General features: G+C 72.4%; 30 protein-coding genes. 15 read left to right on the plus strand and 15 right to left on the minus strand.

Annotated elements, in window-relative coordinates; translation table 11 throughout:
* Positions 1–97: 97 nt before the first annotated feature.
* The gene (locus C1729_RS04170; protein WP_102508831.1) at positions 98–904 is read right to left on the minus strand and encodes a Crp/Fnr family transcriptional regulator; all 807 of its coding nucleotides are present in this window, start codon (positions 902–904) and stop codon (positions 98–100) included.
* A gap of 237 nt (positions 905–1,141) precedes the next feature.
* On the opposite strand from C1729_RS04170, the gene C1729_RS04175 reads away from it, so the two are divergent.
* The 4 genes from C1729_RS04175 (at position 1,142) to C1729_RS04190 (ending at position 4,616) form a co-directional block, all read left to right on the plus strand.
* Positions 1,142–1,381: a heavy-metal-associated domain-containing protein gene (locus C1729_RS04175; RefSeq protein WP_102508832.1), complete on the plus strand. Its 240-nt coding sequence runs from the start codon at positions 1,142–1,144 to the stop codon at positions 1,379–1,381.
* 107 nt (positions 1,382–1,488) lie between these two features.
* The gene (locus C1729_RS04180) at positions 1,489–3,447 is read left to right on the plus strand and encodes a heavy metal translocating P-type ATPase (RefSeq protein WP_102508833.1); all 1,959 of its coding nucleotides are present in this window, start codon (positions 1,489–1,491) and stop codon (positions 3,445–3,447) included.
* Between the two features lie 117 nt (positions 3,448–3,564).
* Positions 3,565–4,092 (plus strand): YbhB/YbcL family Raf kinase inhibitor-like protein, encoded by a 528-nt coding sequence (locus C1729_RS04185; RefSeq protein ID WP_102508834.1) that lies wholly within the window; start codon positions 3,565–3,567, stop codon positions 4,090–4,092.
* Positions 4,089–4,616 carry a GNAT family N-acetyltransferase gene (locus tag C1729_RS04190; RefSeq protein ID WP_102508835.1) on the plus strand — a complete coding sequence of 176 codons (528 nt, stop codon included), beginning with the start codon at positions 4,089–4,091 and terminating at the stop codon, positions 4,614–4,616. Before C1729_RS04185 ends, C1729_RS04190 begins: the two co-directional genes overlap by 4 nt.
* Positions 4,617–4,633: 17 nt before the next feature.
* Here C1729_RS04190 and C1729_RS04195 read toward each other — a convergent pair whose 3' ends face one another.
* From C1729_RS04195 to C1729_RS04225, 7 genes are all read right to left on the minus strand, one after another.
* Positions 4,634–5,746, minus strand: a complete 1,113-nt coding sequence (locus C1729_RS04195; RefSeq protein ID WP_102510507.1) for a carboxylate-amine ligase — start codon at positions 5,744–5,746, stop codon at positions 4,634–4,636.
* A 169-nt stretch (positions 5,747–5,915) separates the two neighbouring features.
* Positions 5,916–6,344: an Hsp20/alpha crystallin family protein gene (locus tag C1729_RS04200; RefSeq protein WP_102508836.1), complete on the minus strand. Its 429-nt coding sequence runs from the start codon at positions 6,342–6,344 to the stop codon at positions 5,916–5,918.
* A 153-nt stretch (positions 6,345–6,497) separates the two neighbouring features.
* Positions 6,498–7,385 (minus strand): TrmH family RNA methyltransferase, encoded by an 888-nt coding sequence (locus C1729_RS04205; protein WP_242493706.1) that lies wholly within the window; start codon positions 7,383–7,385, stop codon positions 6,498–6,500.
* Positions 7,386–7,453: 68 nt separating this feature from the next.
* Positions 7,454–8,680, minus strand: a complete 1,227-nt coding sequence (locus C1729_RS04210; protein WP_102508837.1) for an MFS transporter — start codon at positions 8,678–8,680, stop codon at positions 7,454–7,456.
* 140 nt (positions 8,681–8,820) lie between these two features.
* Positions 8,821–10,068, minus strand: a complete 1,248-nt coding sequence (locus tag C1729_RS04215) for an SPFH domain-containing protein (protein ID WP_102508838.1) — start codon at positions 10,066–10,068, stop codon at positions 8,821–8,823.
* An 83-nt stretch (positions 10,069–10,151) separates the two neighbouring features.
* Positions 10,152–10,598 (minus strand): NfeD family protein, encoded by a 447-nt coding sequence (locus C1729_RS04220; protein WP_102508839.1) that lies wholly within the window; start codon positions 10,596–10,598, stop codon positions 10,152–10,154.
* A gap of 95 nt (positions 10,599–10,693) precedes the next feature.
* Positions 10,694–11,476: an ABC transporter ATP-binding protein gene (locus tag C1729_RS04225; RefSeq protein WP_102508840.1), complete on the minus strand. Its 783-nt coding sequence runs from the start codon at positions 11,474–11,476 to the stop codon at positions 10,694–10,696.
* A 157-nt stretch (positions 11,477–11,633) separates the two neighbouring features.
* On the opposite strand from C1729_RS04225, the gene C1729_RS15180 reads away from it, so the two are divergent.
* The gene (locus tag C1729_RS15180; RefSeq protein ID WP_277985804.1) at positions 11,634–11,768 is read left to right on the plus strand and encodes a hypothetical protein; all 135 of its coding nucleotides are present in this window, start codon (positions 11,634–11,636) and stop codon (positions 11,766–11,768) included.
* On the opposite strand, the gene glgA is transcribed toward C1729_RS15180, so the two are convergent.
* Complete coding sequence (gene glgA / locus C1729_RS04230; RefSeq protein WP_102508841.1) at positions 11,741–12,958, minus strand: glycogen synthase; 1,218 nt, start codon at positions 12,956–12,958, stop codon at positions 11,741–11,743. The two genes, C1729_RS15180 and glgA, sit on opposite strands and share 28 nt — an antisense overlap.
* Before the next feature lie 142 nt (positions 12,959–13,100).
* On the opposite strand from glgA, the gene glgC reads away from it, so the two are divergent.
* Both glgC and serB read left to right on the plus strand, forming a co-directional pair.
* Positions 13,101–14,342: a glucose-1-phosphate adenylyltransferase gene (glgC, locus tag C1729_RS04235; protein WP_102508842.1), complete on the plus strand. Its 1,242-nt coding sequence runs from the start codon at positions 13,101–13,103 to the stop codon at positions 14,340–14,342.
* A 180-nt stretch (positions 14,343–14,522) separates the two neighbouring features.
* Positions 14,523–15,191 (plus strand): phosphoserine phosphatase SerB, encoded by a 669-nt coding sequence (gene serB / locus C1729_RS04240; RefSeq protein WP_277985805.1) that lies wholly within the window; start codon positions 14,523–14,525, stop codon positions 15,189–15,191.
* Positions 15,192–15,284: 93 nt separating this feature from the next.
* Here the strand turns inward: serB and C1729_RS04245 are convergent, their stop codons facing one another.
* From C1729_RS04245 to fabG, 3 genes are all read right to left on the minus strand, one after another.
* A complete protein-coding gene (locus C1729_RS04245; RefSeq protein ID WP_102508843.1) occupies positions 15,285–15,806 on the minus strand; it encodes a SixA phosphatase family protein in 522 nt (173 codons plus the stop codon).
* 4 nt (positions 15,807–15,810) lie between these two features.
* Positions 15,811–16,578 carry an enoyl-ACP reductase FabI gene (gene fabI / locus C1729_RS04250; protein WP_102508844.1) on the minus strand — a complete coding sequence of 256 codons (768 nt, stop codon included), beginning with the start codon at positions 16,576–16,578 and terminating at the stop codon, positions 15,811–15,813.
* A 92-nt stretch (positions 16,579–16,670) separates the two neighbouring features.
* Positions 16,671–17,381, minus strand: coding sequence for a 3-oxoacyl-ACP reductase FabG (gene fabG / locus C1729_RS04255; RefSeq protein WP_102508845.1), 711 nt, complete (start codon positions 17,379–17,381; stop codon positions 16,671–16,673).
* 481 nt (positions 17,382–17,862) lie between these two features.
* On the opposite strand from fabG, the gene C1729_RS04260 reads away from it, so the two are divergent.
* From C1729_RS04260 to C1729_RS04270, 3 genes are read left to right on the plus strand one after another with little or no spacing between them, the layout of a single operon-like run.
* Positions 17,863–18,180: a DUF3099 domain-containing protein gene (locus tag C1729_RS04260; RefSeq protein ID WP_242493707.1), complete on the plus strand. Its 318-nt coding sequence runs from the start codon at positions 17,863–17,865 to the stop codon at positions 18,178–18,180.
* Entirely contained in the window at positions 18,177–18,413 is a 237-nt protein-coding gene (locus C1729_RS04265; protein ID WP_102508847.1) for a hypothetical protein, read from the plus strand. Before C1729_RS04260 ends, C1729_RS04265 begins: the two co-directional genes overlap by 4 nt.
* Complete coding sequence (locus C1729_RS04270) at positions 18,410–19,348, plus strand: SURF1 family cytochrome oxidase biogenesis protein (protein ID WP_102508848.1); 939 nt, start codon at positions 18,410–18,412, stop codon at positions 19,346–19,348. The genes C1729_RS04265 and C1729_RS04270 overlap by 4 nt, the downstream gene beginning before the upstream one ends.
* 11 nt (positions 19,349–19,359) lie before the next feature.
* Here the strand turns inward: C1729_RS04270 and C1729_RS04275 are convergent, their stop codons facing one another.
* Positions 19,360–20,067: a glutamine amidotransferase gene (locus C1729_RS04275; protein ID WP_102508849.1), complete on the minus strand. Its 708-nt coding sequence runs from the start codon at positions 20,065–20,067 to the stop codon at positions 19,360–19,362.
* 52 nt (positions 20,068–20,119) lie between these two features.
* Complete coding sequence (locus tag C1729_RS04280; RefSeq protein ID WP_102508850.1) at positions 20,120–21,718, minus strand: ABC-F family ATP-binding cassette domain-containing protein; 1,599 nt, start codon at positions 21,716–21,718, stop codon at positions 20,120–20,122.
* A gap of 113 nt (positions 21,719–21,831) precedes the next feature.
* Between C1729_RS04280 and C1729_RS04285 the strand changes: the two genes are divergently transcribed.
* The 5 genes from C1729_RS04285 to C1729_RS04305 all read left to right on the plus strand — a co-directional run bounded on the left by C1729_RS04285 (position 21,832) and on the right by C1729_RS04305 (position 25,371).
* Positions 21,832–22,470 (plus strand): biotin transporter BioY, encoded by a 639-nt coding sequence (locus tag C1729_RS04285; RefSeq protein ID WP_102508851.1) that lies wholly within the window; start codon positions 21,832–21,834, stop codon positions 22,468–22,470.
* Between the two features lie 47 nt (positions 22,471–22,517).
* A complete protein-coding gene (locus C1729_RS04290) occupies positions 22,518–23,237 on the plus strand; it encodes an energy-coupling factor ABC transporter ATP-binding protein (RefSeq protein WP_102510510.1) in 720 nt (239 codons plus the stop codon).
* Entirely contained in the window at positions 23,234–23,878 is a 645-nt protein-coding gene (locus C1729_RS04295) for a CbiQ family ECF transporter T component (protein WP_102508852.1), read from the plus strand. Before C1729_RS04290 ends, C1729_RS04295 begins: the two co-directional genes overlap by 4 nt.
* A 60-nt stretch (positions 23,879–23,938) precedes the next feature.
* Positions 23,939–24,829: a KPN_02809 family neutral zinc metallopeptidase gene (gene ypfJ / locus C1729_RS04300; RefSeq protein WP_102508853.1), complete on the plus strand. Its 891-nt coding sequence runs from the start codon at positions 23,939–23,941 to the stop codon at positions 24,827–24,829.
* Between the two features lie 287 nt (positions 24,830–25,116).
* Positions 25,117–25,371, plus strand: coding sequence for a hypothetical protein (locus tag C1729_RS04305; RefSeq protein ID WP_102508854.1), 255 nt, complete (start codon positions 25,117–25,119; stop codon positions 25,369–25,371).
* A 336-nt stretch (positions 25,372–25,707) separates the two neighbouring features.
* Here C1729_RS04305 and C1729_RS04310 read toward each other — a convergent pair whose 3' ends face one another.
* Entirely contained in the window at positions 25,708–26,367 is a 660-nt protein-coding gene (locus C1729_RS04310) for a DUF6308 family protein (RefSeq protein WP_129590661.1), read from the minus strand.
* Positions 26,368–26,371 lie beyond the last annotated feature (4 nt).

Genomic DNA, 26,371 nt, shown 5'->3' on the forward strand with positions numbered 1-26,371 from the left:
CGAACAGATGTTCGACGTCGAGGACGGTATCCCCTGCGACCGACACTCGCGGCCACGGCCGCGAGACGGTGTCCGGCACGGCGCGGGCGGGTGCCGCTCAGCCGCCCCCGGCCGCGACCTCCTCGAGGAAGGGGCGGTCGAGGAGCGACGTCCAGCGGCGGCCCGAGTCGACGATCCCGTCCTTCTTCCAGCGGCTCATGACGCGGGAGACGGACTCCGGCGTGGAGCGCGCGAGCCCCGCGAGGTCGGCGCGGGAGAGGGGCACCTCGAGCATGACGCCACGCGGGCCCCGGTCCTCGCCGAGTTTGTCGGCGAGGCGCAGCAGGGCACGGGCGACGCGTTGCGGCACGGTCTCGGTGCCCTGCCCGCCGATGTCGGTGTGGGCGCGGGCGAGCCGCGCAGCGACGTCGTCGAGCACGCGGAGCGCGACCTGGGGCTGCTCGAGCAGCACCTGCCGGAAGTCGCCCTGGCCGATGCGGAGGATGCACGAGCCGACGAGCGCGGACGCGGACTGCAGATGGGAGGGCTCGCCGAGCGTGCCCATCGCGCCGAAGAGTTCGCCGGGCACGAGGACGTCGGTCACGGTCTCGGTGCCGTCGGCCGTCGCCTGGGACACGCGGACGCGGCCCTCGGCAACGACGTAGAGCGAGTCGGCCGGCTCCCCTGCGCGGTAGACGGGCTCGTCGGCCGCGTACGTGCGGGTGCGCATGCGGCGGGCGACGGCGTCGAGCGCCGCCTCGTCGAGCCCGGCGAAGTACGGGGCGCGGGAGAGCACGTGGATCCGGACGGGGCGTGGGCACTCGTGCGGGAGGGTGATCTCCTGCAGCGGGATGGTCCGGCGGGGCCCGACGGAGGGCGGTGCGCCCGCGGCGGTGCGTCGTGGCTCGCGCTCGGCGGGTGCCATCCGTCCTCCGGCCTGGTCGTCCTGCACGTGCGCGCCGAGGGCGCGCGAGCTCCGTCCGGGGCCCGCGGTCAGGCTATCGCCACCCCGACGTGACGAGCATCACCGCAGGTCGCAGCGGATGCTGCGGTTGATTGACGGCCGTCATGCCACCCGCGCCGGCGGCTTCCTAGTGTCGGTGGTGCACCGCAGGAACAACTGCGGGGCTCACCAGCAGCACCGACCGGAAGAAGGCTCGTCATGACCACCACCTCCACACCCGCCACCCGCACGGTCCTGCGCGCCGAGGGCTTCAGCTGCCCGTCGTGCGTCACGAAGATCGAGAAGCAGGTCGGCCGCCTCGACGGCGTCGCGAACGTCGCCGTGAAGTTCGCGTCGGGTCGCATCGAGATCGACCACGACCCTGCCCTCGTCACGGTCGACGCGCTCGTCGCCGAGGTCGCCAAGGCCGGCTACACGTCCGCGCCTGCCGCCTTCTGAGACGGCTCCGACGGCGCGGCCGGGCCGCGCCGTCACCGCTCGTCCCCGCGGGGACGACACCGCGTCGCCCCGTCCGGGGCGCGCACCTCCTCACGGAAGGAAGCAACATGAGTTCCCTGTCACGCTGGCTGCGCGGCCCCTGGGGTGTCCCGACGGTTGCCGGGGCTCTCATCGTCGCCGCCGCGGTCGCGTCGTTGTCCGTCGGCGTCAACCCGTTCGGCGCCGGTCACGGCGAGGCGCACGCCGTCCCGACCGCGCTCATCGTCTCCGACGTCCTCATGGTCGTTGCAGCCCTCGTCGCGGGCGCACGCATCGTCCGCACGGCCGTGCGCGCACTCCTCGTCAAGGTCGTCGCGATCGACCTGCTCGTCTCGATCGCCGCGATCGGGGCTCTCGTCATCGGCGAGTACTGGGAGGCCGCCGCGGTGACCTTCCTCTTCGCGTTCGGGCACGCGCTCGAGGTCCGCACGATGGACCGCACCCGCTCGGCGCTCGCCGAGCTCGTCGCCGTCGCCCCCGACGTCGCGGTCGTCCTGCGGGACGGCACGCAGGTCGAGGTGCCCGCGGGCGCGGTGCGCCCGGGCGAGATCGTCGTCGTGAAGAACGGCGCCAAGGTCCCCGTCGACGGCGAGGTCACGGGCGGGACTGGAGCACTCGACGAGGCGTCGATCACTGGCGAGTCGATCCCCGTCGAGAAGGTCGCGGGCGACCGCGTCTTCGCCGGCACCGTCTCCCACGGCGGTCTGCTCCAGGTGCGGGCGACCGGCGTGGGCGCGGACACGACGCTCGCGCGGATCATCCACCGCGTCGAGGAGGCGCAGGACGCCAAGGCGCGCACGCAGACGTTCATGGAACGGTTCTCCGCCTGGTACACGCCGGGCATCATCGTCGCCGCACTCGTCGCGGGCCTGACCACGGGTGACGTCGTGCTCGCGCTCACGCTGCTCGTCATCGGATGCCCGGGCGCGCTCGTCATCTCGATCCCTGTCGCCGTCGTCGCCGGCATCGGCCGCGGTGCGCGGGACGGGACGCTCATCAAGGGCGGCGACCACCTCGAGACGAGCGCGCGCATCAGCGCGGTCGCGCTCGACAAGACGGGCACGCTCACCGAGGGCCGGCCGGTCCTCACGGACGTCACGGTTCTCGACGACGCGCTCACGCGGGCCGACGTCCTGCGGTGGGCAGCCCGCGCCGAGGCCGGCTCGGAGCACCCGCTCGCGCGGCCCGTGCTCGACGCCGCTCGCGCCGAGGGGCTCGACGTGCCGGGGCTTCCCGAGCACACCGAGCCTGTGCCCGGCAAGGGCGTCGTCGCGACGGTCGAAGGCCGTCGGGTCGCGGTCGGCAACCTCGCGCTGCTCGCCGTGGAGGCCATGACGCACGACGTCGCGGCAGCCGAGGCCGAGCGTCTCGCGGGCCTCGGGCGCACGCCCATGATCGTCGCGCTCGACGGGGAGGTCGTCGGTGTCCTCGGCGTCGCGGACCGTGTCCGCGACGATGCCGCGGAGATGGTTGCGCGGCTCCACGCGAACGGTGTGCGCCGGGTCGTCATGCTCACGGGCGACGCACGGCCGGTCGCGGAGGCCGTCGGCGCGGCGGTCGGCGTCGACGAGGTCCATGCGGCGCTCCTGCCCGAGGACAAGCTCGAGGTCGTCGAGCGGCTACGTGCCGAGGGGCACGTCGTCGCGATGGTCGGCGACGGCGTCAACGACGCCCCGGCGCTTGCAGTCGCGGACGTCGGCGTCGCGATGGGTCTCGGCGGCACGGGGGTCGCGGTCGAGACCGCGGACATCGCGCTCGTCCAGGACGACCTGCTGCGTCTGCCCGACGCGATCCGGCTCGCGCGCCGCACGGTGGCCGTCATGCGGCAGAACATCGCGGTCGCGCTCGTCACGGTCGCCGTCCTCCTCGCGGGGGTGTTCGCGGGCGGGGTGACGATGGCGGTCGGCATGCTCGTCCACGAGGCGTCGGTGCTCCTCGTCATTGCCAACGCCATGCGTCTGCTGCGGGCGAGGCCCGCAGCAGCACGTGCCGTCGCCGCTCCCGAGCGCGTGCTCGTGGGTGCCTGACCGCGGCGACGCGGGGGCGGCGTCCGACCACCGGTCGGGCGCCGCCCCCGCGTCGTCGCTCGGGAAACACGCGCCGGGTCGCGTGACCCACGGCGCGTCGCGGGCCATGATGGGCGCATGGACCTCACGCGCCCCGTCGCCCCGGACCCCTACGCCTCTCTTCCGGCTGTGCCGAAGTTCACGCTGACGAGCTCGACACTCGTCGACGGCGCGGCGATGCCTGCCGAGCACACCGCCGACGGCGGCAACACGTCGCCGCAGCTGTCGTGGACGGGCTTCCCCTCCTCGACGCGCTCGTTCCTCGTCTCGTGCTTTGACCCTGACGCGCCGACGCCCGCGGGCTTCTGGCACTGGACGGTCGTCGACGTGCCGGCCGAGGTCACCGAGCTCGACGAGGGGACCGGCGAGTCCGACCTCATGCTCGACGGTGCGGCGTTCCACGTCCGCAACGACGGCGGCGGCTACGACTACACGGGGGCGGCCCCGCCCGCGGGCGACCGCCCGCACCGCTACGTGTTCGCCGTGCACGCACTCGACGTCGACTCGCTCGATCTCGACGCGGAGGCGTCGCCGACGGCCGTCGCGCTCACGGCGCTCTTCCACACGGTCGCGAGGGCGACGCTCACGGTCACGCACGCGCGGTGACCCTGCACGTGCGGGCCGCGGCGCCGGACGACGCGGTGGCGCTGGCCGCGCTCGCGGCCCTCACCTTCCCGCTCGCGTGCCCGCCCGGCACGGACCCGGCGGACATCACGGAGTTCGTTCGCGGCAACCTCACGGCCGCGCACCTTGCCGCGCATGTCGCCGACGCGTCGTGCGACGTGCTGCTCGTCACCGACGACGCGCATCCGGGCATGGCCCTCGCGTACGCCCTCGTCGTCGACGAGGCGCCGCCGTCGACGGCCGTCGTGCCGGCGCCGTCACGGATGCTCTCGAAGTTCTACGCGCACCCGGAGGTGCACGGCACGCCCGTCGCGGCCCTCCTCATGGCGGCGATGCTCGACGCGGGCCGTGCCCGTGGTGTCGCGGCGGTGTGGCTCGGCGTCAACCAGCGCAACGAGCGCGCGCAGCGCTTCTACGGGAAGCACGGATTCGAGGTCGTCGGGACGAAGCACATGCGGGTCGGCGACCGCGTCCACGACGACTTCGTGCTCGCCCGGGTGCTCTGACCCCGTCGAGGGCCGGGTCAGCCGACGGTCGCGTCGGCCGCGCGCCGCATGACGTCGAGGACGTCGCCCGACTCGGCAAACCAGGCCCGCTGGCGTCGCGCTCCCCCGCCCCGCGACCACAGGCCGCCGAGCATCTCGGTGACTGCGTCGAGATCGCCCGCGTCGGCGAGGGCGGGGCGGACGTGGTCGACGAGGCTGCCAACGACGTCGTGCGCGGGCGCGCGCCGCCACGTCGCGGGATCGACGAGGTCGTCGGCAAGCCCCGAGCGGCTCGCGCGCCACGCCGCGGCGCGCAGCACCTCGGGGTGCAGCTCGGGCAGCGGCTGCCCGGCTGCGTGCTCACGGACGGCGGTCTCGACGAGGGCGCGGGCGAGGGCCGCGACGAGGGTTGCGGTCGCGGGCGCGAGGCACACGTCGGCGACGCGGATCTCGACCGTGGGGTACCGCGCCGAGAGTCGCGCGTCGAAGTAGATCATGCCGGTGTCGAGGATCGTCCCGGTCGCGAGGAGTCGTGCGACGGCGTCGTCGTACGCGTCGACCGAGCCGAACGTGCGGACCGGTCCGGCGGTGGGCCAGCGCGACCATACCTGGGCGCGGTAGGACTCGTACGACGTGTCGACGCCCTGCCAGAACGGGGAGTTCGCAGAGATCGCGAGGAGCGGCGCGAGCCAGGGCCCGATGCGGTCGAGCACGGCAACCCCCTCGGCGCGCGAGGTGACGCCGACGTGGACGTGGCATCCGCTCGTCAGCTGCTCGTCGGCGGTGAGGCCGAACTGCGCGGCGGCGCGCTCGTAGCGCCGCGAGGGGACGCGCGTGCCGAGGACGTGGACGGGGCTCGTGCCGACGGCCGCGATGCGTGCACCGTGCGGGGCCGAGGCCTCGTTCACACGGGCGCGGCCCGCGCGGATCTCCGCGTCGAGTGACGTGAGGTCGGTGCACGGGACGGTGCCGGTCTCGATCTGCTCGAGCATGAGCTCGTGCTCGAGGCCTCCGCCCGGCACGTGAGCGGGGCCCTCGCGCAGCTCGGGTGGCGCGGTCTCGATGACCGCGGCGGCGACCGCGGTCGGGTGTCCGGTCTCGTCGACGAGGAGGAACTCCTCCTCGACTCCCACAGTCCTGAGGTTCGTCATCGTCACAGGGTGGCAGCGGAGCGCGCGTCGCGCGACCCGAGCGTGGACGGTCGATCACGGTCGTCGAGTGCCGCCGTCAGTGCTTCCGTCGAACGGTGCGGGGCCGGACGCACGACGACGGGCCACCGGCGTGCGGTGGCCCGTCGCGGGGCGCAGGAGGGTGCGTGGATCAGCTCGTCGCGGCCTCGAGAGCGGGCGCGCCGGTGTCGTGGACGACCTCGATGCGGCGCGGGCGGGCTTCCTCGGCGACCGGGATGGTGAGCGCGAGCACGCCGTCGCGGTAGCTGGCGTTGATCCTGTCGAGCGCCAGGCCGCGCCCGACGGTGAGCTGGCGGGCGAACGTGCCGGAGGGGCGTTCGCGGAGCAGCCACTGGTTGACCTCGTCCCGGGCGCTGCGCTCGGCCCGGATGGTGAGGGTGCGGTCCTCGACGGAGACGTCGATCGTGCCGGGGTCGACACCGGGCAGGTCGATGTTGAGGACGTAGTGGTCGTCGGTGCGGAACAGGTCCATCGGCATGCCGGCGTTGTCGCGCGGGCCGCCGAGCATCGCGCCGAAGAGTCGGTCCATCTCACGGAAAGGGTCTCGCTGAGCAGCCATCTTGTTCACCTCCGCAGAAGATCCCCCGGACCTTCCGGGGGTCGGGACGCCGGAGTCCGGCGCCGTGGCTACGCCTCTATTTTTAGCACTCTGACCCCCCGAGTGCCAGATCTGCTGAACAGTTTCGCCACGAGCGATCGAAGCGGCCGTGCGTCACCGCACCCGGGTCGCCCAGCCCGCCACCGCAACGGCCGACGCGACATTAAGCGAGTCCACGCCGCCCGCCATGGGGATCTTCACGGTGAGGTCGCACGCCGTGATCGTGCGCTTCTTGAGGCCATCGCCCTCCGTGCCGAAGACGAGCGCCAGCTTCTCGGGGGTGTCGTGCTCGAGGACGTCGAGGCTCACCGAGTCGTCCTCAAGCGCGAGCGCCGCGACCGTGAAGCCGAGCGACCGCAGCAGCTCGACGCCGTCGGCCGCACCGTCCGCGGGGCCCGCAGGCCAGTGCTCGAAGCGGGTCCACGGCACCTGGAAGACGGTGCCCATCGAGACCCGCACGGCCCGCCGGTAGAGCGGGTCGGCGCACGAGGGCGTGAAGAGCACCGCGTCGACGCCCATCGCCGCGCACGCGCGCATCGCGGCGCCGACGTTCGTGTGATCGACCGTGTCCTCGAGGACGACGACACGGCGCGCGCCCTGCCCGCCACGCGCCGCCGCGAGCAGCTCGGTGACGGGCGAGAGCGCGGGCCGGTGCATCGAGGCGAGCGCCCCGCGGTGGAGGTGGAACCCGGTGACCTGTTCGAGGACCTCGGCCGTGCCCGTGTAGACGGGCACCCCCGGGTGCTCGGCGAGCACGTCCGCCATGGACGTCAACCACTTGTGCTCCATGAAGAACGAGCGCGGCCGATGGCCCGCGGCGAGCGCCCGCCGGATGACGGTCGAAGACTCCGCGATGTAGAGACCCTTGCCAGGCTCCGTGCGCGATCGCAGCCTCACGTCGGTGAGCGCGACGTAGTCCTCGAGGCCGGGCGCGGTGACGTCGGTGATCTCGACGAGGTCGAGGTCGGCGGGCAGCACGGTGTCAGCAGGGTTCGTGGGCACGGTCTATTGTCACGCATGCCAGCCAGGCTCGGCGCGGGACGCCTGCCGCAGTGCGCCTGGCGCGGGGCTCAGAGCAGCCCGTGCGCCCGCGCGTTGCGCGCGCCGAGCATCACGCCGACGGCTCCGAGCACCGCCATGACGGGGATGGCGACGAACGCCGTGTGCGTGCCGACCGCGTCGGCCGCCGCTCCGAGGAGGAACGGGGCGATGCCGACGGTGGCACCTGCGACGAACGTCGCGACGGCTTGAGCCCGGTCGGCGCCCTCGCGTGCGATGCCAAGGAGCAGCGCGATCGTCAGGGGGTACTGCGCGCCGTACCCGAGACCCGCGACGACGAGCCCGGCGACGGCGACGCCCGGCGTGTGTGCGGTCCAGAGGACCGCCCAGCCCGCGATCGCGAGGACGAAGCTCGCGGCGAGGACCCGGTCGGCCCCGAACCTCCGGGTCAGGGTCGTCCCAAGGAACCGGACGACCGTCATACCGCCGAGCAGGCCGGCAGTCGTCGCGGTCGCGATGCTCTCGTCAGCGCCCGTGCGCTCGAGGACGAGCGACGTCGACCAGTACGTCGTCGCGTTCTCAAGAGTCATCGCCGCGACGAGCGCGACGAGAAGCCCGGACGTCCCAGGGGCGAGCCGCCGCGACGTCACACTCACGGAGCTGGTGACCAGAGGACCCTCGGGCACCGGATCCGCGACGTCGCGGGCCTGCGTGCCTGGACCGGGGACGTCGCGCGGCAGACGCGACACAGCGAACGCAACGGTGAGCGCGAGGGTGACGGCGACGACGACCGCGGCCCGCCAGCCCCAGCCGATCCCGACGGCAAGGCCCACCGCGAGCGGTCCGAGGAGGCCGATGCCCGAGCCTGCCCCGTTGGCCTCGGAGATCGCGGCTGGCGCCGCGGGACCGTGACGCTGCGAGAGGTTGAGCTGCGCGACCGAGAGCGCGATGTTGCCGCCGAGCGCGACGACGGCGATCGAGGGCAGCGTGAGGGCGATGCTGGGGGCGAGGACGAAACAGGTGACGCCGACCGCGACCGTCACAAGGCTCGCGACGAGCAGCCGCTGCCGCCCCAGGAAGCGGATCAGGTGCGGCAGGACGAGCGCCGCAGTGATCGCGCCCGCTGCCATTGCGGTGCCATGGAGCCCGCCGACGGCCTTGGAGACGCCGAGGTCCTCCGCGAGCAGCGGCACCGACGGGCTGAAGGAGTAGAGGAACCACCCCCACACGACGAGGACGGAGTAGTGCGTGAGCGTGAAGCCATCACGGCGAAGGGTCGGGGTGAAGGGCGTGGTCACGGGAGGATCATTGCAGGGTTCGGAGCGTTCCCCTGCGGGGACACGTCACGGCATGCTCGATGGAGCAGGACGACGGCGGACGACGACGGCGCGCCCCGGAGGTCCCGGGGCGCGCTGTCAGTGCGCGGTCGTGCCGTGCGTCAGGGTGCCGGCGGCGCGGGCGGTGCTGGCGGCTGCCCGTCGTCCTGCGCGGGGGGTTGCGGCTGGTACGTCGGTGCCGGAGCCTGCGACTGGTAGGGCGGTGCGGCCGGGGCAGCGTGCGCCGGTGGCTGCGCCGCGGGGAACCCGGGCTGCTGACCTCGTGCGGCGTCCGGGTCGAACGGGCGCCCAGAACGCTGACCTGCGGTCGTCGCGTCGGCCGTCGCGGCCTCGGCCTCGCGACGCGCCTCGGCGAGTGCCTCGGCAGGGTCGCGCAGCCCGGACGACTCGAACGAGAGCCGCTCGCGGCGTCGTGCTGCGGCCGCCTCGGACCCGTCGGCCGGGGCAGCGGGCGAGGTCGGGGCCGTGCCACCGAGGCCCGCCGTGATGGCGCCGAGCGCTGCGGTGAACTCCGTCGGGACGAGCCAGAGCTTCGACGAGGTGCCGTTGGCGATCTCGGGGAGCTTCTGCAGGTACTGGTACGCGAGGAGCTTGGGGTCGGCGTCACCGGCGTGAATGGCGTCGAAGACCTGGAGGATCGCGCGCGCCTCACCCTCGGCCTCGAGGATGCGCGACTGGGCGGCACCCTCGGCGCGGAGGATCGACGCTTGCTTCTCACCCTCGGCGGTGAGGATCTGCGACTGCTTGACACCCTCGGCCGTGAGGATCGCGGCACGCCGGTCACGCTCGGCGCGCATCTGCTGCTCCATCGAGCCCTGGACGGACGCGGGCGGGTCGATCGCCTTGAGCTCGACGCGGTTGACGCGGATGCCCCAGCGTCCCGTCGCCTCGTCGAGGACGCCACGGAGCTGGCCGTTGATCTGGTCGCGGCTCGTGAGGGTCTGCTCGAGGTCCATCGAGCCGATGACGTTGCGGAGCGTCGTCACGGTGAGCTGCTCGATACCGACGATGTAGTTGGCGATCTCGTAGACGGCCGACTTGGGGTCCGTCACCTGGAAGTAGATGACGGTGTCGATGCTCACGACGAGGTTGTCCGACGTGATGACGGGCTGCGGCGGGAACGAGACGACCTGCTCGCGGAGGTCGACCTGGGCGCGGACCCGGTCGACGAACGGGATGAGCAGGTGGAGTCCGGCCTCGAACGAGTGCGAGTAGCGGCCGAGCCGCTCGACGAGCCAGGTCTGAGCCTGCGGGACGATGCGGACGGACTTGCCGATGACGATGAGGACGACGATCGCGAGGACGATCGCGAGGACGATCCCGAAGTTGAGGGTGACATCCTCAGGCATGGAGCGGCTCCCTGGTTCGTGGTGGCGGTGCAGGCGTGCGGTGCGACCCGGTGCGCGGCGTCACGCCCCGTGTCGGATGTGCGTCAGGCCGACGCGGGATGGTCGCTGCGGGTGACGATCGCGATCGCGCCCGCGATGCGCACGACGCGCACCTCGGTGCCCGCTGCGATGACGGCGTCGCCCTCGGTGCGGGCGGACCAGACCTCACCCGCGAGCTTGACGAGGCCGGCGTGCTCGGAGACGTCGTCGACGACGATCGCCTCGCGCCCCTTGAGGGCCGCAGCGTTCGTCTCGGGAAGGTTCTCCCCCCGCTTCCGCAGCGACTTGAGCATGAAGGGCCGCAGGGCGGCAAGGAGGATTGTCGAGACGATGGCGAACACGACGACCTGCCAGACGAGGTCACCGCCCGCCGCCGCGACGATCGCGGCACCGAGGGCACCACCGGCGAACATGAACAGCACGAGGTCGAGGGTTATCGCCTCGATCGCGACGAGCGCGAGCATGATCGCGACCCACCAGTACCAGTCCATGGCTCCCCCTCCGTGGTCACGCCGACGCCGACGGACCGTTTTGCCGTGACTTTACCAGCAGCAGGGGCGTTTGTCCTGCGAAAAAGCCTGCTGGGTCAGCGTCCGCGTGCCGAGAACCGGGCGCCGTCGCGCGTCACCACGAGAGGCAGCCCGAACGCGTCGGACAGGTTCTCGCTCGTGACGACCTGGTCGATCGGACCGGCGAGGAACGCGCGGCCCTCCCGCAGCAGGAGCGCGTGCGTGAAGTGCGGCGGGATCTCCTCGACGTGGTGAGTGACGAGGACGAGCACGGGCGAACGACGGTCGCTCGCAATCTCGGCGAGCGCCGCGACGAGCTCCTCTCGGCCGCCGAGGTCGAGACCCGCGGCAGGCTCGTCGAGGAGCAGAAGCTCGGGGTCCGCCATGAGCGAGCGGGCGATCTGCACGCGCTTGCGCTCGCCCTCGCTCAGGGTTCCGAACGTCCGACGCTCGAAGCCCGAGAGGCCGAAGAGGCGCAGCAGGTCCTTCGCACGGCCGTGGTCGACCTCGTCGTACTGCTCGCGCCAGCGGCCCGTCATGCCGTACGCGGCCGTGAGGACGACGTCCTCGACCGTCTCGACCGCCGAGATGTTCTCGGCGAGGGCGGCGCTCGCGAGACCGATCCGCGGCCGCAGCTCGGAGACGTCGACCCGGCCGAGCCGCTCACCGAGGATGTCGGCGGAGCCCCGCGTCGGGTGCATGCGAGCGGCGGCGATCTGCAGGAGCGTCGTCTTGCCGGCACCGTTGCGGCCGAGGACCACCCACCTGTCGGTGTCATGGACTGTCCAGGAGACCTCGTCGATGATGTTGGTTCCGGAGCGGCGGACGGTAACGTCGTGCAGGGCGAGGACCTCGGTCATGGCTCCGAGCCTAACGGCGACGCCCCCGCGACGTGGGACGGCACCCCGGCGTACCGTGGAGACGTGAGCGGCGCCACCTTGCCCGTGCCCCGTTCCGTGCGCCTTGCGTTGTGGCTCGCGGTCGACGGCAGGCCGGCCCCGCGCGCGTCCCGGGGAGGTGACGACGACGTGGGCGAGCGCGACCGCCCTCACGGACGTCGACCGTGCGGCCCGACGCCTGCTGTCGGCCGTGACGTGGCACGTCACGGCCGTCCAGGATCCGCCTCAGCGGCCCTCGAGCACCGACCTGTAGACGTCCATCGTGCGCTCGCCGATCGCGGTCCACGCGAAGTGGTCCTCGACGCGCTTCCGCGCGGCGCGGCCCATCTCGGCGGCACGCTCGGGGTCGGAGACGACCTGGACGAGGGCGTCGGCGAGATCGCTGACGAAGCGGTCGGGGTCGATCGGCGTCCCGGTGCCGTCCTGGACCTGGTCGATCGGCACGAGTAGCCCCGTGACGCCGTCGTCGACGACCTCGGGGATGCCGCCGGTCGCGGAACCGACGACAGGAAGCCCGACGGCCATGGCCTCGAGGTTCACGATGCCGAGGGGCTCGTAGATCGACGGGCACACGAAGACGGTGCACGCTGCGAGGAGCGCGACGAGCGTCTCGCGCGGGAGCATCTCCTCAATCCACACGACGCCCGAGCGGCGCTTCGAGAGCTCGGCGACCGCGGTCGAGACCTCCTCGGCGATCTGCGGGGTGTCGGGCGAGCCCGCGCACAGGACGAGCTGGACGTCGGCGGGCAGCTGCTCGGCCGCGCGCAGAAGGTACGGCAGGCCCTTCTGGCGCGTGATGCGGCCGACGAAGACGACGGCCGGACGGCCGGGGTCGACGCCGAGGCCGCGCACTGCGTCGTCGCCGACGCGGGCCGCGTCGCCCGTCGGGCGCTGCCACACGGCCAGGTCGATGCCGTTGTGGACGACATGGACGCGTGCGGGGTCGATCGACGGGTAGGAGCGCAGGATGTCGGCGCGCATGCCCCCCGAGACCGCGATGATCGCGTCGGCGGCTTCGTACGCGGTGCGCTCAGCCCACGACGACAGGGCGTAGCCGCCGCCGAGCTGCTCGGCCTTCCACGGCCGCAGTGGCTCGAGGGAGTGCGCCGAGATGACGTGCGGCACGCCGTGGAGCAGTCCGCCCAGGTGCCCAGCGAGGTTCGCGTACCAGGTGTGCGAGTGGACGAGGTCCGTCCCCGCGACGCCCGCGGCCATCTCGAGGTCGACGCCGAACGTCGACAGCGCGGGGTTCGCGGCCGCGAGCTCCTCGGGCGCCGTGTAGCCCGTGACACCCGGCTGCTCGGCCGCGTCGCGCGGACCGTCGAAGCAGTGGACACGGACGTCGGCGTGCGCACGCAGCACCGCCGAGAGCTCCGCGACGTGCACGCCGGCACCGCCGTAGACGTAGGGCGGGAACTCACGGGTCAGAAGATCGACTCTCACAGGACGAACCGTAGCGGGCCGCGCGCCCGGAATCACGACCGGCACGGGGCTGGCCCACCCTAGGTGACCGGAAGATGTCCGACCGGCGACATCCTTCGCGTCGATGGTCCCGGAACGACCCGCGTGCCACTAGGGTTTCGTCATGGCTGCTCCTCGGGTCCTGGCAATCGTCCTTGCAGGCGGAGAAGGAAAGCGGCTGATGCCACTGACGGCAGACCGGGCCAAGCCCGCGGTGCCGTTCGGCGGCATCTACCGCCTCATCGACTTCGCGCTGTCCAACCTCGTGAACTCGCACTACCTGCAGATCGTCGTGCTCACGCAGTACAAGTCGCACAGCCTCGACCGGCACATCTCAAAGACCTGGCGCATGTCACACCTGCTGGGCAACTTCGTAGCGCCGGTCCCCGCGCAGCAGCGCGTCGGCAAGCACTGGTACCTCGGCAGCGCCGACGCGATCTACCAGTGCCTCAACATCATCCACGAGGAGAAGCCCGACATCGTCGTCGTCGTCGGTGCCGACCACGTGTACCGCATGGACTTCTCCCAGATGGTCGACGCGCACGTCGAGTCGGGCGCCGAGCTCACGGTCGCGGGAATCCGCCAGCCGATCGGTCTCGCGGACCAGTTCGGTGTCATCGACACCGATCCCACGGACCCGACGAAGATCCGCGCATTCCTCGAGAAGCCGACCGACCCGGTCGGGCTCGCGGACTCCCCCGGTGAGGTCCTCGCCTCGATGGGCAACTACGTCTTCACCGCCGAGGCGCTCGTCGAGGCCGTGACGCGCGACGCCGACGACACCTCGAGCCGCCACGACATGGGCGGCGACATTGTCCCCGCGTTCGTCGCGCGCGGCACCGCGTCGGTCTACGACTTCATCCGGAACGACGTGCCCGGCTCGACAGACCGCGACCGCGACTACTGGCGCGACGTCGGGACGCTCGACGCGTACTACGACGCGAACATGGACCTCATCGCGACCCGCCCCGTCTTCAACCTCTACAACAGTGCGTGGCCGCTCTACACGGGCTACGTCGGGCTGCCGCCCGCGAAGTTCGTCCACGCGGGCGCAGGTCGTCTGGGGCACGCGGTCGACTCGATCGTCTCCCCCGGCGTCATCGTCTCGGGCGCCCAAGTCTCGGGCTCGATCGTCTCCCCGGGGTCGCGCCTGCACTCGTGGTCGATGGTCGCGGACTCGGTCATCCTCGACGACGTCACCGTCGGCCGCTACGCGCAGGTCAACCGCTGCATCATCGACAAGGGTGTCGTCATCGAGGAGAATGCGCGCATCGGCTTCGACGCCGAGGCCGACCGGGCCCGCGGCTACACGGTGACGGAGTCTGGCATCACAGTGATCCCCAAGGGCTCACGCGTCACCCGGTGACGCAGCTCGTTGACGATGCCCCCGGCCGTGCGGCCGGGGGCATCGTGCTTCTGGGGCATCGTGCCTCCGCGGCGTCGCAGGGCCGAGCGCTGTGCATCCGGCCGGCGTGCGTCGACGGTGCGCGCGTCCGCGTGGCGGGCCCTCCGGACAGCGCGTCCGGGTGCTCCCTATCCTTGGCCCGTGACCACTCCCCAGGCAGACCGCTGGCTCCTCGTCATGGACGTCGACTCCACCTTCATCACCGCGGAGGTCATCGAGCTCCTCGCCGCCCGCGCGGGCGCGCTCGAGGAGGTCGCGGACGTCACGGGCGCCGCGATGCGCGGCGAGATCGACTTCGGCGAGTCGCTTGAGCGTCGCGTCGCGCTCCTCGCCGGCCTGCCGACGTCGGTGTTCGACGACGTCCTCGCGCAGGTGACGGTGACGCCGGGCGCGCTCGATCTCGTCGCCGAGGCGCAGTCGCGCGGCTGGGTCGTCGGGCTCGTCTCGGGCGGGTTCGAGGAGGTCGTCCTGCCGCTCGCGGCGCGCGCCGGCATCACGCACGTCCGCGCAAACCGGCTCGAGGTTGCCGACGGCGTCCTCACGGGCCGGACCACCGGACCCGTCATCGACCGCGAGGTCAAGGAGGAGACGCTGCGTGCGTTCGCGGCGGACGAGGGCATCGACATGTCCCGGACGATCGCGATCGGCGACGGCGCGAACGATCTTGCGATGATCGGTGCGGCCCAGATCGGCATCGCGTTCGACGCGAAGCCCGTCGTGCGTGCGCAGGCGCCGTTCAGCGTCGACGGGCCGCGGCTCGACGCGGCGCTCGCGATCATCGACCGCGAGATCGCAGCGCTCACTCACTGAGCGCACACGCCCTGAGCGCCCCTCACGACGGATTGATGCTGGGCCCCCGTTCAACGGGGGTCCAGCATCAATCCGTCGTGGAGGCGGAAGTCGTCAGACCTGCGGGCGGAAGACGCCCTCGAGGCGGGCGCTGCCACGTCCCCACCCGTCCCACGGGCCCTCGGCCCGCAGGACGCTGAGCGACGCGGTCGGCACGCCTGCGCGCACCTGCGCGACGGCCGACGAGTCGGAGCCGTCGCCCGCAAGGTATGCCGCGAGGCCCGACACCGCGGGCTCGTGACCGACGACGAGGAGCGTGCGCACGCGCGCGTCGACGCCACGCACGGCGTCGAGGAGGTCGCCCGCAGACGCCGCGTAGAGCTCGTCGCGCAGGTCGACCTCCGGTGCGATCTCGCGCAGGCCGGCCTGCGCGAGATCCCACGTCTGCCGCGTACGGAGCGCCGTCGAGACGAGGACGACCTCGGGGAGAAGCCCCGCGTCCTGGAGGTGGTGCCCCACCGAGGACGCCTGCCGGCGTCCCGTGAGGGCGAGCGGGCGGATCTCGTCGGAGCCGCCCTGGGCGGGCTCGGCCTTGGCGTGGCGGAGGACGACAAGCGTCCGCGTCGTCGTGGGCATGGAACTAGAGTCCCATGGCGTGGACCCCGCCGTCGACGTGGACGATCTCGCCGGTCGTCGCGGGGAACCAGTCGCTCAGGAGCGCCGCCACCGCGCGGGCGGTCGGCTCGGGATCCGTCTGGTCCCAGCCGAGCGGCGCGCGCTCGGGCCAGCCGCCCTCCATCTTCTCGAAGCCGGGGATGGACTTCGCGGCCGTCGTGCGGATGGGGCCGGCGGAGACGAGGTTGACGCGGATGCCGTCGGGGCCGAGGTCACGCGCGAGGTAGCGCGACGTCGACTCGAACGCGGCCTTGGCGACACCCATCCAGTCGTAGACGGGCCACGCGAACGATGCGTCGAACGTGAGGCCGACGATCGAGCCGCCACCGGTCATGAGCGGCTTCACGGCGACCGCGAGCGACTTGAGCGAGAACGCCGAGACCTCGAGGGCGGTGGCGACGTCCGCCCACTCGCCCGCGAGGAAGTTGCCGCCCATGACGGACTGCGGCGCGAAACCGATCGAGTGGACGGCGCCGTCGAGGTGGTCGACGTGCTCGCGCAGCCGCTCGGCGAGCGACGCGAGGTGCTCGTCGTCGGTGATGTCGAGCTCGATGACGGGCGCGGGCGCGGGGAGCCGCTTGGCGATCGCCTGGGTGAGGCGCATCTGCCGACCGAAGGACGTGAGGACGACCTCGGCCCCCTCGAGCTGGGCGAGACGCGCGACGTGGAATGCGATCGAGTGGTCGGTGAGGACACCGGTGACGAGCAGCTTCTTGCCCTCGAGGAGGCCCATGGTCTAGTTCCTTTCGTCGCGCACGCGGGCGGCGTCGGCCGGGGCCGTGCGCACCCTCGCGCGGGGAGTTCCGCAGAAGAGGATATCGGTGGTCAGTGGCCCATGCCGAGGCCGCCGTCAACGGGCACGACGGCGCCCGAGACGTAGGCGGCTTCGTCGGAGGCGAGGAAGTGGACGACGCCCGCGACCTCCTCGGGCTGCGCGAAGCGGCCCGCGGGGATCGACGCCTTGTACTGCGCCTGGCGCTCGGCCGGCAACGCGTCCGTCATGGCGGTCTCGATGAAGCCGGGGGCGACGACGTTCGCGGTGATGCCGCGGCCGCCGAGCTCGCGCGTGATCGAGCGTGCCATGCCGACGAGCGCGGCCTTCGACGCCGCGTAGTTGACCTGGCCGGCGCCGCCGTAGAGGCCGACGACCGAAGAGATGAGGACGATGCGGCCGCGACGCAGCCGGATCATGCCCTTGGAGGCGCGGCGCACGCAGCGGAACGTGCCCGTGAGGTTGACGTCGATGACCTGCTCGAACTCCTCGTCGGTCATCCGCATGAGGAGCTGGTCCTTCGTGACGCCCGCGTTGGCGACGAGCACCTCGACGGGGCCGAGCTGGGCCTCGATCTCGGTGAACGCCGCGTCGACGGCCGCGGTGTCGGTGACGTCCGCGATCGCACCGACGACGCCCTCGGGCAGGTCGCCACCGCGGTAGATCGTCGCGACGCGGTCGCCCGCGGCGACGAAGCGCTCGGCGATCGCCCGGCCGATGCCGCGGTTGGCGCCGGTGACGAGGACGGTACGGGGCTCGGTCACGTGGGGACCTCCAGGGGTGGGTGGGTGCGGTGCGTCGTCCGCAAGCGCAGGTCGACGTGTCGACCGAGGTACGACACGCGTTCGACGCTACCCGCGCGCGCTGGGCGCGCACGTGCACGGCGCACGCACGCGCCCCGCGTGCTCGTTGTGGGATTCCTACAAGACGAGTGTCAGGGCCGGGCCGCCGGTCCCCGTCCGAGCGTGCGGCCATGCCGAGGTTGAGTTGGGCGGGGTCGACCCCCGCATCGACGTACGTCGCGGTGACGGTCTCGAGTCCGGGCCGGTGGCCTTCCACGGCGCGTAGTAGCCGACGCTACGGAGGTCGTCGAGGATCGGGGGGACGTCGGACAACGTCTGGCTCCTTCGCTCTGAGGTCCGTGCGGCGCCGCCTTCCGGCAGGCGCGGACACACCGGTCCCACCACGGGCCGCGACGACTAGACTCGGACGGTGGGACGCAGAGGATCGGAGCAGGTGCATCGCGTGAGCGACGCCCCCGAGCCGCTCGCGGTCGAGCAGGCGCGTCGCATGCGCTCGTACCTCATCCAGATGGGCATCCGCGTCGTGTGCATCGCGCTCGCTGCCGCCGTGCCGTCGTGGCCGCTGCGCTGGGTGTGCATCGCTGCAGCCGTCGTCCTGCCCTACACGGCCGTGCTCATCGCGAACGCGGGACGCGACCGACGGACGACGGGTCCTGTCATGCTCGACCCGCGGGCCCTGCCCGCGGCGCCCCACGACGACGCCGCACCCGGCGGTACCGCGGACGGCTCGACGCCGCCCCCGACGACGGAGGACCGATGACTGCTCAGGACTCGCCGACGCCCGCCGACGAGCTCGTCTGCTCGGGCAAGGGCTGCCGCGCCGAAGCGGTGTGGGCCGTCCTGTGGCGCAACCCCAAGATCCACACGCCCGAGCGCCGCAAGGTGTGGCTCGCGTGCGACGACCACCGCGAGCACCTCGAGAACTTCCTCGACCTGCGCGGCTTCCGGATCGACACGGTCCCGGTCGACGAGCTCGGACCGTCCGACGGATGACGGCTTCCCCCAGCGCCGAGGTCCACCGCACGCGCTCGCTGCGCGAGTGGCTCGTCCTGCTCGTCGGCGTGCTCGTCGTCGCGGCCCTGTGCGTCGCTGCGGGCCGCTGGCAGTGGCACCGCTACGAGTCGAAGAAGGCTCGCGTCGACACGATCCAGGCGAACTTCTCCGCGGCGCCCGTTCCCCTCGGAGACCTCCTCGCCCCTGGCGAGGTGCTCGCCGCCGGAGACCAGTGGCGGCCCGTCGAGCTCCACGGCACCTACGTGCCGGGCGCCGAGGTGCTGCTGCGCAACCGACCCGTCGGGTCGACGCCCGGCTATCACGTGCTCGTGCCGTTCGAGGTGGCTGATGACCCGGCCGTCACCGTCGTCATCGACCGCGGCTTCGTACCTATGGGCGCCGACGGCGCCTCCCCGACCGACGTTCCCGCGACGCCGACGGGCACGACGACGGTCATCGCGCGGCTGAGGCTCGACGAGGCCCCGAGCGACCGCGGCGCTCCCGCTGGTCAGGTGCAGCGCATCAACGTCGCCCAGGTGCTCGCGACCGCGGGCCTGCCGGCGACGACCCCGACGATCGGCGGCTACGGCGCGCTCATCGTCGAGGACGGCGAGCCCGCTCCCGGACTGTTCCGGCTCCCCGACCCGGACCTCGACCTCGGCTCGCACCTGTCGTACACGTTCCAGTGGTTCGTCTTCGCGATTGGCGCGATCGGCGGGTTCCTCCTGCTCCTGCGGCGCGAGCGCCGCGAGGCCACCGCACGCGCGGCTGCAGCGGCCGGTCCCGTCGTCGTGCCCGACGACACTCCCGACGACGTCGCGGCATGGCTCGACCCGACCCGCCGCCGCAGCACGCCCGAGCGACCGGTCCGCCGCGCCCGACGCCCCTCGGACGAGGAGATCGAGGACGCCGAGGCCGAACGCCTGGGTCGCTGAGGACGCGGCCCTCAGCCCTCGACGTCGAGCGCGTCGAGCCACGCGGCGAACGTCGTTCGGGCGCGCTGCGCGAGCCGAGGACCGACGGCCGCCGCATCCTCGCGGATCGTGCGCGGGTCGATCCCGTGCGTCGCGAGCTCGTGGGCGTGCCCGACGAGCCAGCGCTCGATCCGGGTGTGATCGACCTCGAGGTGGAGCTGCAGCGCAAGGACGTGGGAGCCCACCGTGAACGCCTGGTGCGGCGTGCGGTCCGTCGAGGCGAGCAGGGTCGCACCCTCCGGAAGGTCGAAGATGTCGCCGTGCCAGTGGAGGACGGGAACGCCGTCGATCGGCGCGAGGACGGAGGCGAGGCCGGCGTCGCCGAGCCGCAGCGGGGCATACCCGATCTCCACGCCCCCCGAGGGCCGCACCCGGGCCCCGAGCGCGGTCGCGACGAGCTGCGCGCCCAGGCAGATCCCGAGCGTCGGTCGGAGCCTGCCGAGGCGGTCGGTGAGCAGCGCGAGCTCGTCCGCGAGGGACGGGTACGCCTCGAGGTCACCGACACCGACGGGCCCGCCGAGGACGACGAGCAGGTCCGCCTCCGCCACCTCGACGGCCCGGAGGTCGTCGATGCCCACGTCGACGTAGCGGACGTGGTAGCCACGCTCGCGCAGGAGCGGCTCGACCAGACCGAGGTCCTCGAAGTGGACGTGACGCAGGGCGACGGCGGTGCGGGTCATGTGCGTTCCTTCTCCGGCAGGCCGCGCCGGGCGCTCGGACGTGCCGGGAGGCTCAGGCGAGAGCGACGAGCTCCCGGTACGTGTCGTTCCACAGGTCCTCGTCGCCGTCGGGCAGCAGGAGGACGCGCTCGGGCGTGAGCGCGTCGACCGCGCCCTCGTCGTGCGTCACCATGACGACCGCGCCCTCGTAGTTGCGCAGCGCGCCGAGGATCTCCTCGCGGCTTGCGGGGTCGAGGTTGTTCGTCGGCTCGTCGAGCAGGAGGACGTTCGCGGAGGAGACGACGAGCGTCGCGAGCGCGAGACGCGTCTTCTCGCCGCCCGAGAGCACCTTCGTGGGCTTGTCGGCGTCGTCGCCCGAGAAGAGGAACGAGCCGAGCACGGAACGTACCTCGGTGTCCGTGAGGTCGGGCGCGGCGTGACGGAGGTTCTCGACGACGGTCGCGTCGAGGTCGAGCGTGTCGTGCTCCTGCGCGTAGTAGCCGATCTTCAGGCCGTGGCCCGGGACGACCTTGCCCGTGTCGGGCTGCTCGACGCCCGCGAGGATACGGAGCATCGTCGTCTTGCCGGCACCGTTGAGGCCAAGGATGACGACGCGCGAGCCGCGGTCGATCGCAAGGTCGACGCCCGTGAAGACCTCGAGCGAGCCGTACGCCTTCGTGAGGCCCTCTGCGGTGAGCGGAGTGCGGCCGCACGGCGCGGGCTTCGGGAAGCGCAGCTTGGCGACCCTGTCGGAGACACGCTCGCCCTCGAGGCCCTCGAGGAGCTTCTCGGCGCGACGCAGCATGTTCTGCGCGGCGACGGCCTTCGTGGCCTTGGCGCGCATCTTCTCGCCCTGGGCGGCGAGCGTCGCGGCCTTCTTCTCGGCGTTCGCGCGCTCGCGACGACGACGCTTCTCGTCGGTCTCGCGCTGCTTGACGTACGCGTCGTAGCCAAGGTTGTACTGGTCGATCGTCGAGCGGGTCGCGTCGAGGAAGAAGACCTTCGTGCACACGACGCGCAGGAGCTCGACGTCGTGGGAGATGACGACGAGCCCGCCCGAGTAGGTGCGCAGGTACTCGCGCAGCCACACGATCGAGTCGTGGTCGAGGTGGTTCGTCGGCTCGTCGAGCAGCAGCGTGTCGACGCCCGAGAAGAGGATGCGGGCGAGCTCGACCCGGCGGCGCTGACCACCGGAGAGGGTGCCGATCGGCTGGGCGAGGACGCGCTCGTCGAGGCCGAGGTTCACGGTGATGCGCTCGGCCTCGGACTCCGCGGCGTAGCCGCCTGCGGCGAGGAAGCGCTCCTCGAGGCGCGGGTAGCGCTCGAGCGCCGCGGCCTGCGTCTCAGGGTCGGCCGAGGCCATCTGGCCCTCGGTGTCGCGCATCGCGCGCACAATCTCGTTGAGTCCGCGAGCGGAGAGCACGCGGTCCATCGCGAGCTGCTCCGGGTCTGCGGTGCGCGGGTCCTGCGCGAGATAGCCGATGTCGCTCGACCGGGTGATCGTGCCGCCGGTCGGCTGGGTCTCCCCCGCGAGCGTCTTCGTGAGCGTGGTCTTGCCGGCACCGTTACGGCCGACGAGCCCGATCCTGTCGCCTGACGCCACACGGAAGGTCGTCGGCTCGAGCAGGAGACGGGCTCCGACCCGGATCTCGACGCCCTGGGCGGTGATCACTGCAGGTTTCCTCCGAACTCACGTGGCCCGCCCTGTATGACGGCACAAACGCGCTCGATACTACCGGTGCGTAGCGTGCGGGACGACGTGATTTCGCCGACCCTGGAGGCCCCGTGACTGCTCCCGCCACAACTCGCACCCCTCGCCGCACCCCCGCCGAGCGTGCGCGCGACCTTGCGCTCGTCGCGACGTTCGCTGCGCTCATCGCCGCGTGCTCGCTCACCTCGGTCGCCTTCTCGGCGGTTCCCGTTCCGATCACGCTGCAGACGTTCGCTGTGCTCCTCGCGGGGGCTGTGCTCGGTCCGTGGCGCGGCACGACGGCGGTCGGCCTCTACCTCGCGGTCGGAGCGGCCGGCGTGCCAGTGTTCGCAGGCGGCACCGGCGGGCTCGCGTCGTTCGCGGGTCCGTCGGGCGGGTACCTCATGGCGTTCCCGCTCGCGGCGCTCGTCGTCGGGCTCGCGGTGCGCGCGGCGGGCCGCCGCGGCGCCGTCGGCACGGCGGTCGCCGTCGCGGTCGGCGCGCTCGTCGCGACGGCCGTGACGTACGCGATCGGCGTGCCGGTCCTCGCGGGTCGCACCGCGATGGACCTGGCGGCCGCGTGGACGTTCAACTGGGTGTTCGTGCCGTTCGACCTCGTCAAGGCGGGCCTCGTCGTCGTCGCCGCACCCACGGTGCTGCGCGCGTTCCCCGCGCTGCGCGGCGGACGTGCGCCGCAGCCGTCGCCGTTCGCGACGGAGCTCGCGGCCGCGTGACCTCCCTGCCTGCGCTTGTGGGCGGGACCGCGGTCCCGCCCACAGGCGTGCTCGAGCTCGACGGTGCGGGCGTTGCCGTCGTCGACGGCGAGGGCCGCACGCGCACGCTCCTGCACCCGACGACGCTCACGCTCAGCGAGCGTCGCGTCGCGGTCGTCGGCGCGAACGGCTCGGGCAAGTCGACGCTCGTGCGTCTGCTCGACGGCCTGCTCACGCCGACGACGGGCGCCGTGCGGGTGCACGGCCTCGACACGCGGCGCGACGGCGCACGTGTGCGCGGGCTCGTGGGGCTGCTCTTCGCGGACCCCGAGGCGCAGCTGCTCATGCCGACGCCGCTCGAGGACGTCGCGCTCTCGCTGCGGCATCTGCCGCGCCGCGAGCGCACCGAGCGTGCGACGGAGCTCCTCGTGGACGTCGGCCTCGGCGGTCACCTCCACCAGCCGGTCGCGACGCTCTCGGGTGGGCAGAAGCAGCTGCTCGCGCTCACGTCCGTGCTCGCGGCCGAGCCCGCCGTGCTGCTCGCCGACGAGCCGACGACGCTGCTCGACCTGCGGTGGAAGGCGCACGTCGAGGCGCTTCTCGACGCTCTTCCCCAGCAGGTCGTCACGGTGACGCACGACCTCGAGGCAGCCGCGCGGGCCGAGCGCGTGGTCGTCGTCGACGGCGGGCGCATCGTCGCCGACGGCTCCCCCGCCGCGGCACTCGCGACCTACCGCGACCTCATGGCGGTGCTGCCGCCCGAGCTCGCTGCCAGGGACGCACGATGAGCCGCGTCCGCGTCGCGACCCCGCTCGGTCTCCACGTCCCAGGTACGTGCGTCGTCCACCGCGCGCCCGCGGGGCTCAAGCTCGCGCTCCTCGCGGCGCTCGGCACCGTCGTCGCGTTCGTCCGCGAACCGCTGCCGTCGCTCGGGCTGCTCGGGTTCGTCGCCACGACGTGGCTGCTCGCTCGTCTCTCTCTGCGCGCGCTGCGCCAGGTGCGGGGCGTCGCCGTGCTGCTCGTCGCGCTCGGGGCGTTCCGCTGGTGGGTCGCAGGCCCGGGCGCGGCCGTCGGCTTGGTCGCGGGCCTCTCCGCCGTCGTCCTCGCGGCCGCCGTCGTCACCGCGACGACCCCGACCGACGAGATCGTCGCCGTGCTGGTGCGTAGCCTGCGTGCGCTCGCGCGCGTGCCGCTCCTCGGGCGCGTCGTCGCACCCGAGTCCTTCGCGCTTGCCGTCGCGCTCGTGCTCCGCACGGTGCCGACGCTCCTCGACGTCGCGCAGGGCGCACGCGACGCGGCGCGCGCCCGCGGTGTCCGCGGGCCGCGGGCGTGGCTGCTGCCGACGCTCCTGAGGACCGTCGGGCACGCAGTGCGCACGGGCGAGGCGATCCACGCGCGGGGGCTGCTCGACACGGCTCGTACCAGCTGAACGGTCCGCTTCACCCGTGCTGCCTGGGTGCGATCGCACCCTCGGCGCTACCGTGTGCACATGACGTTTAACGACGACGCCCGCTTCGACACGAGCAAGGTGAGCAAGCGCTCGGGCGGCAAGGGCATGGCCATCGGCGGCGGAGGCAGCATCGCCGTCATCCTGCTCGTCGTCGTCGCCCAGCAGTTCGGCCTTGACCTCTCCGGTCTCGTCGGCGGAGGCACGTCGAACATCGCGATCGACGGCAGCACGAACGGCGACCTCTCACGCTGCTCGACCGGTGCTGCGGCGAACCAGGACGACGAGTGCCGCGTCGTCGGCGCCGCGAACTCGCTCGACGCGTACTGGGCTGCGGAGTACCCGCGTATCGCGTCGGGCGAGTACCGGACGCCGCACGTCAACCTCTTCGAAGGCTCGGTGTCCACGGCGTGCGGCAGCGCATCGTCGGCCGTCGGCCCGTTCTACTGCCCCGGTGACGAGGACATCTACCTCGACACGTCGTTCTACAAGACGCTGCGCACGCAGCTCGGTGCGGACGGCGGAAGCCTCGCGCAGATGTACGTCGTCGCGCACGAGTGGGGCCACCACATCTCGACGCTCACGGGCGCGATGGCTGCCGCAGATCGCGGCGGCTCGGGCCCGACGAGCGACTCCGTGCGCATCGAGCTCCAGGCCGACTGCTACGCGGGTGCGTGGGTCGGCGCGGCCGCCACGACGAAGGACGACGCGGGCACGACGTTCCTCAAGACACCGACGAAGGCGGAGATCGCCGACGCCCTCGACACCGCCTCCGCGATCGGCGACGACGCGATCCAGGGCAAGTCCGGCACGGTCCGCCCCGAGTCGTGGACGCACGGCTCCTCCGAGCAGCGCCAGCGCTGGTTCACGACCGGACTCGAGCGCGGCGCGGGCGCGTGCGACACGTTCGCGGTGAGCGGCAACAAGCTCTGACCGAGGTGCTCCCACCCTCCCCGCCCGNGAGAGTGTGTGAGAGGAGAAGATGCGGGAGACAGGAGGGGAGGATGTTGTTGTATGAGAGACGAGGAACAGAGAGTGCTTAACGTGGGGGGTCGTCGGCAGCGTCAGATGTGGATAAGGGACAGGCTCCCACCCTCCCCGCCCGGACCCGTGCGGCCCGGCGCCGACGCCCGTGCGCTCGTCGACCGTCATGCCGCGCTCGTCGATCGGGCACGCGCCGTCGTCACCCACGTCGACGACGTCGCCGTCGCGGTCGCCGCGTGGGTGCGCGACGACGAGGCCCGACGGGTCCGCGCGGAGTCGACGAGCGCATCGTCGAGATCCTCGCCGGCAAGCGCGAGGTGTTCGACGGCTACGTCCGCATCTCCTCCCTCGCGCAGGCCGCCGTCGCCTCGACGGACGTGGCGCGGGGCGACCTCGCGCGCGAGGTCGTCGCCGCCGAGCAGGCGCGGCTCGGGTACGGGCCGTGGTGGGACGAGCTCGGTTTAGATGCCGCCCTCGAAGAAGACGAGTAGACGCGAGCCTCAGTTCTCAGTCGATGTGCCTCCAACTCGCCGCAGAGCCGCGATCCTCCGTGCGATGCCACACGTGCGAACGTCCTCAGCAAGCGTCTGCGTCGGGACGTAGAACTCGTGCTCCTCCTGGAACGGAGACCGGCGGTGTTCCTCCGGCGTGCCCAGGACTGCCTGGGAACCCTGAGGAGCCCCGGCTCGTGCACGCCGTGGTCCTCGATCACGCGCGAGGCTGCACGCGCCGCGCATAGGAACGTTGCCACGAGCAGACGGAGCTCTCAGAGGGCGACGTCGAGCGCGCAGCCGTTCGCGCCTCCGATGGTCTCGCCTCGCGGGGACCTACCTGCGCGCGCGACTCATCCCGACACGCCAGACGAGCACGTCGAAGACCCTGAGCGTCGAGATGTTCGCCGGAAGGCCGGCCGCATCGTGCAGGCGCTCCAGCTGACGGTGGTTGGTCTTGCCGTCAGCGGTGAGCCACGCATGCAACGGTCGCCAGTAGTTCTCCTTGACGATCTCCAGCTCGCGCTCGACCACCGTGTCCATGATCGGGACGAGGTGTGGCCGCTTGCGCGCCATGAGCTTCGTCGCGGTCGTCACGCCGACATGAGGCAACCCCATGAGCTTCCGGTAGAGCGCCCGCACCGGCCAGCTCTCGCCGAGGGCGTCGGCTGGCAGATCCGCCAACCGATCGGTCACCGGGATGGCCGCGAGAAGGGCCCCGAACTCCTCGGAGCGGTGCTCGAGCAGAGCCAGCGCTGCGTCGCCCTTGACGCTCACTGCCAACGTCGACACTGCGACGAGGTCGTCCGCGGTGAACTTGTCCGCCGCCTCCGGTCGGTCGCCGCCACCGGCTAGCAGCTCGAATCGTGAGCCGGAGAACTTGCCGCGGGGCGGTGCGTCGAAGTACTCCGTGAGGAGCGCGACCGCGTCGGCCTCGTTCTGGGGCTCGAGCAGTCCCTTGAGCGGCTCGCGCGGACGCAATGGTTCTACCGTCATGTCG

The sequence above is a fragment of the Sanguibacter massiliensis genome, from assembly GCF_900240335.1.
Taxonomy (GTDB): Bacteria; Actinomycetota; Actinomycetes; order Actinomycetales; family Cellulomonadaceae; genus Flavimobilis; species Flavimobilis massiliensis.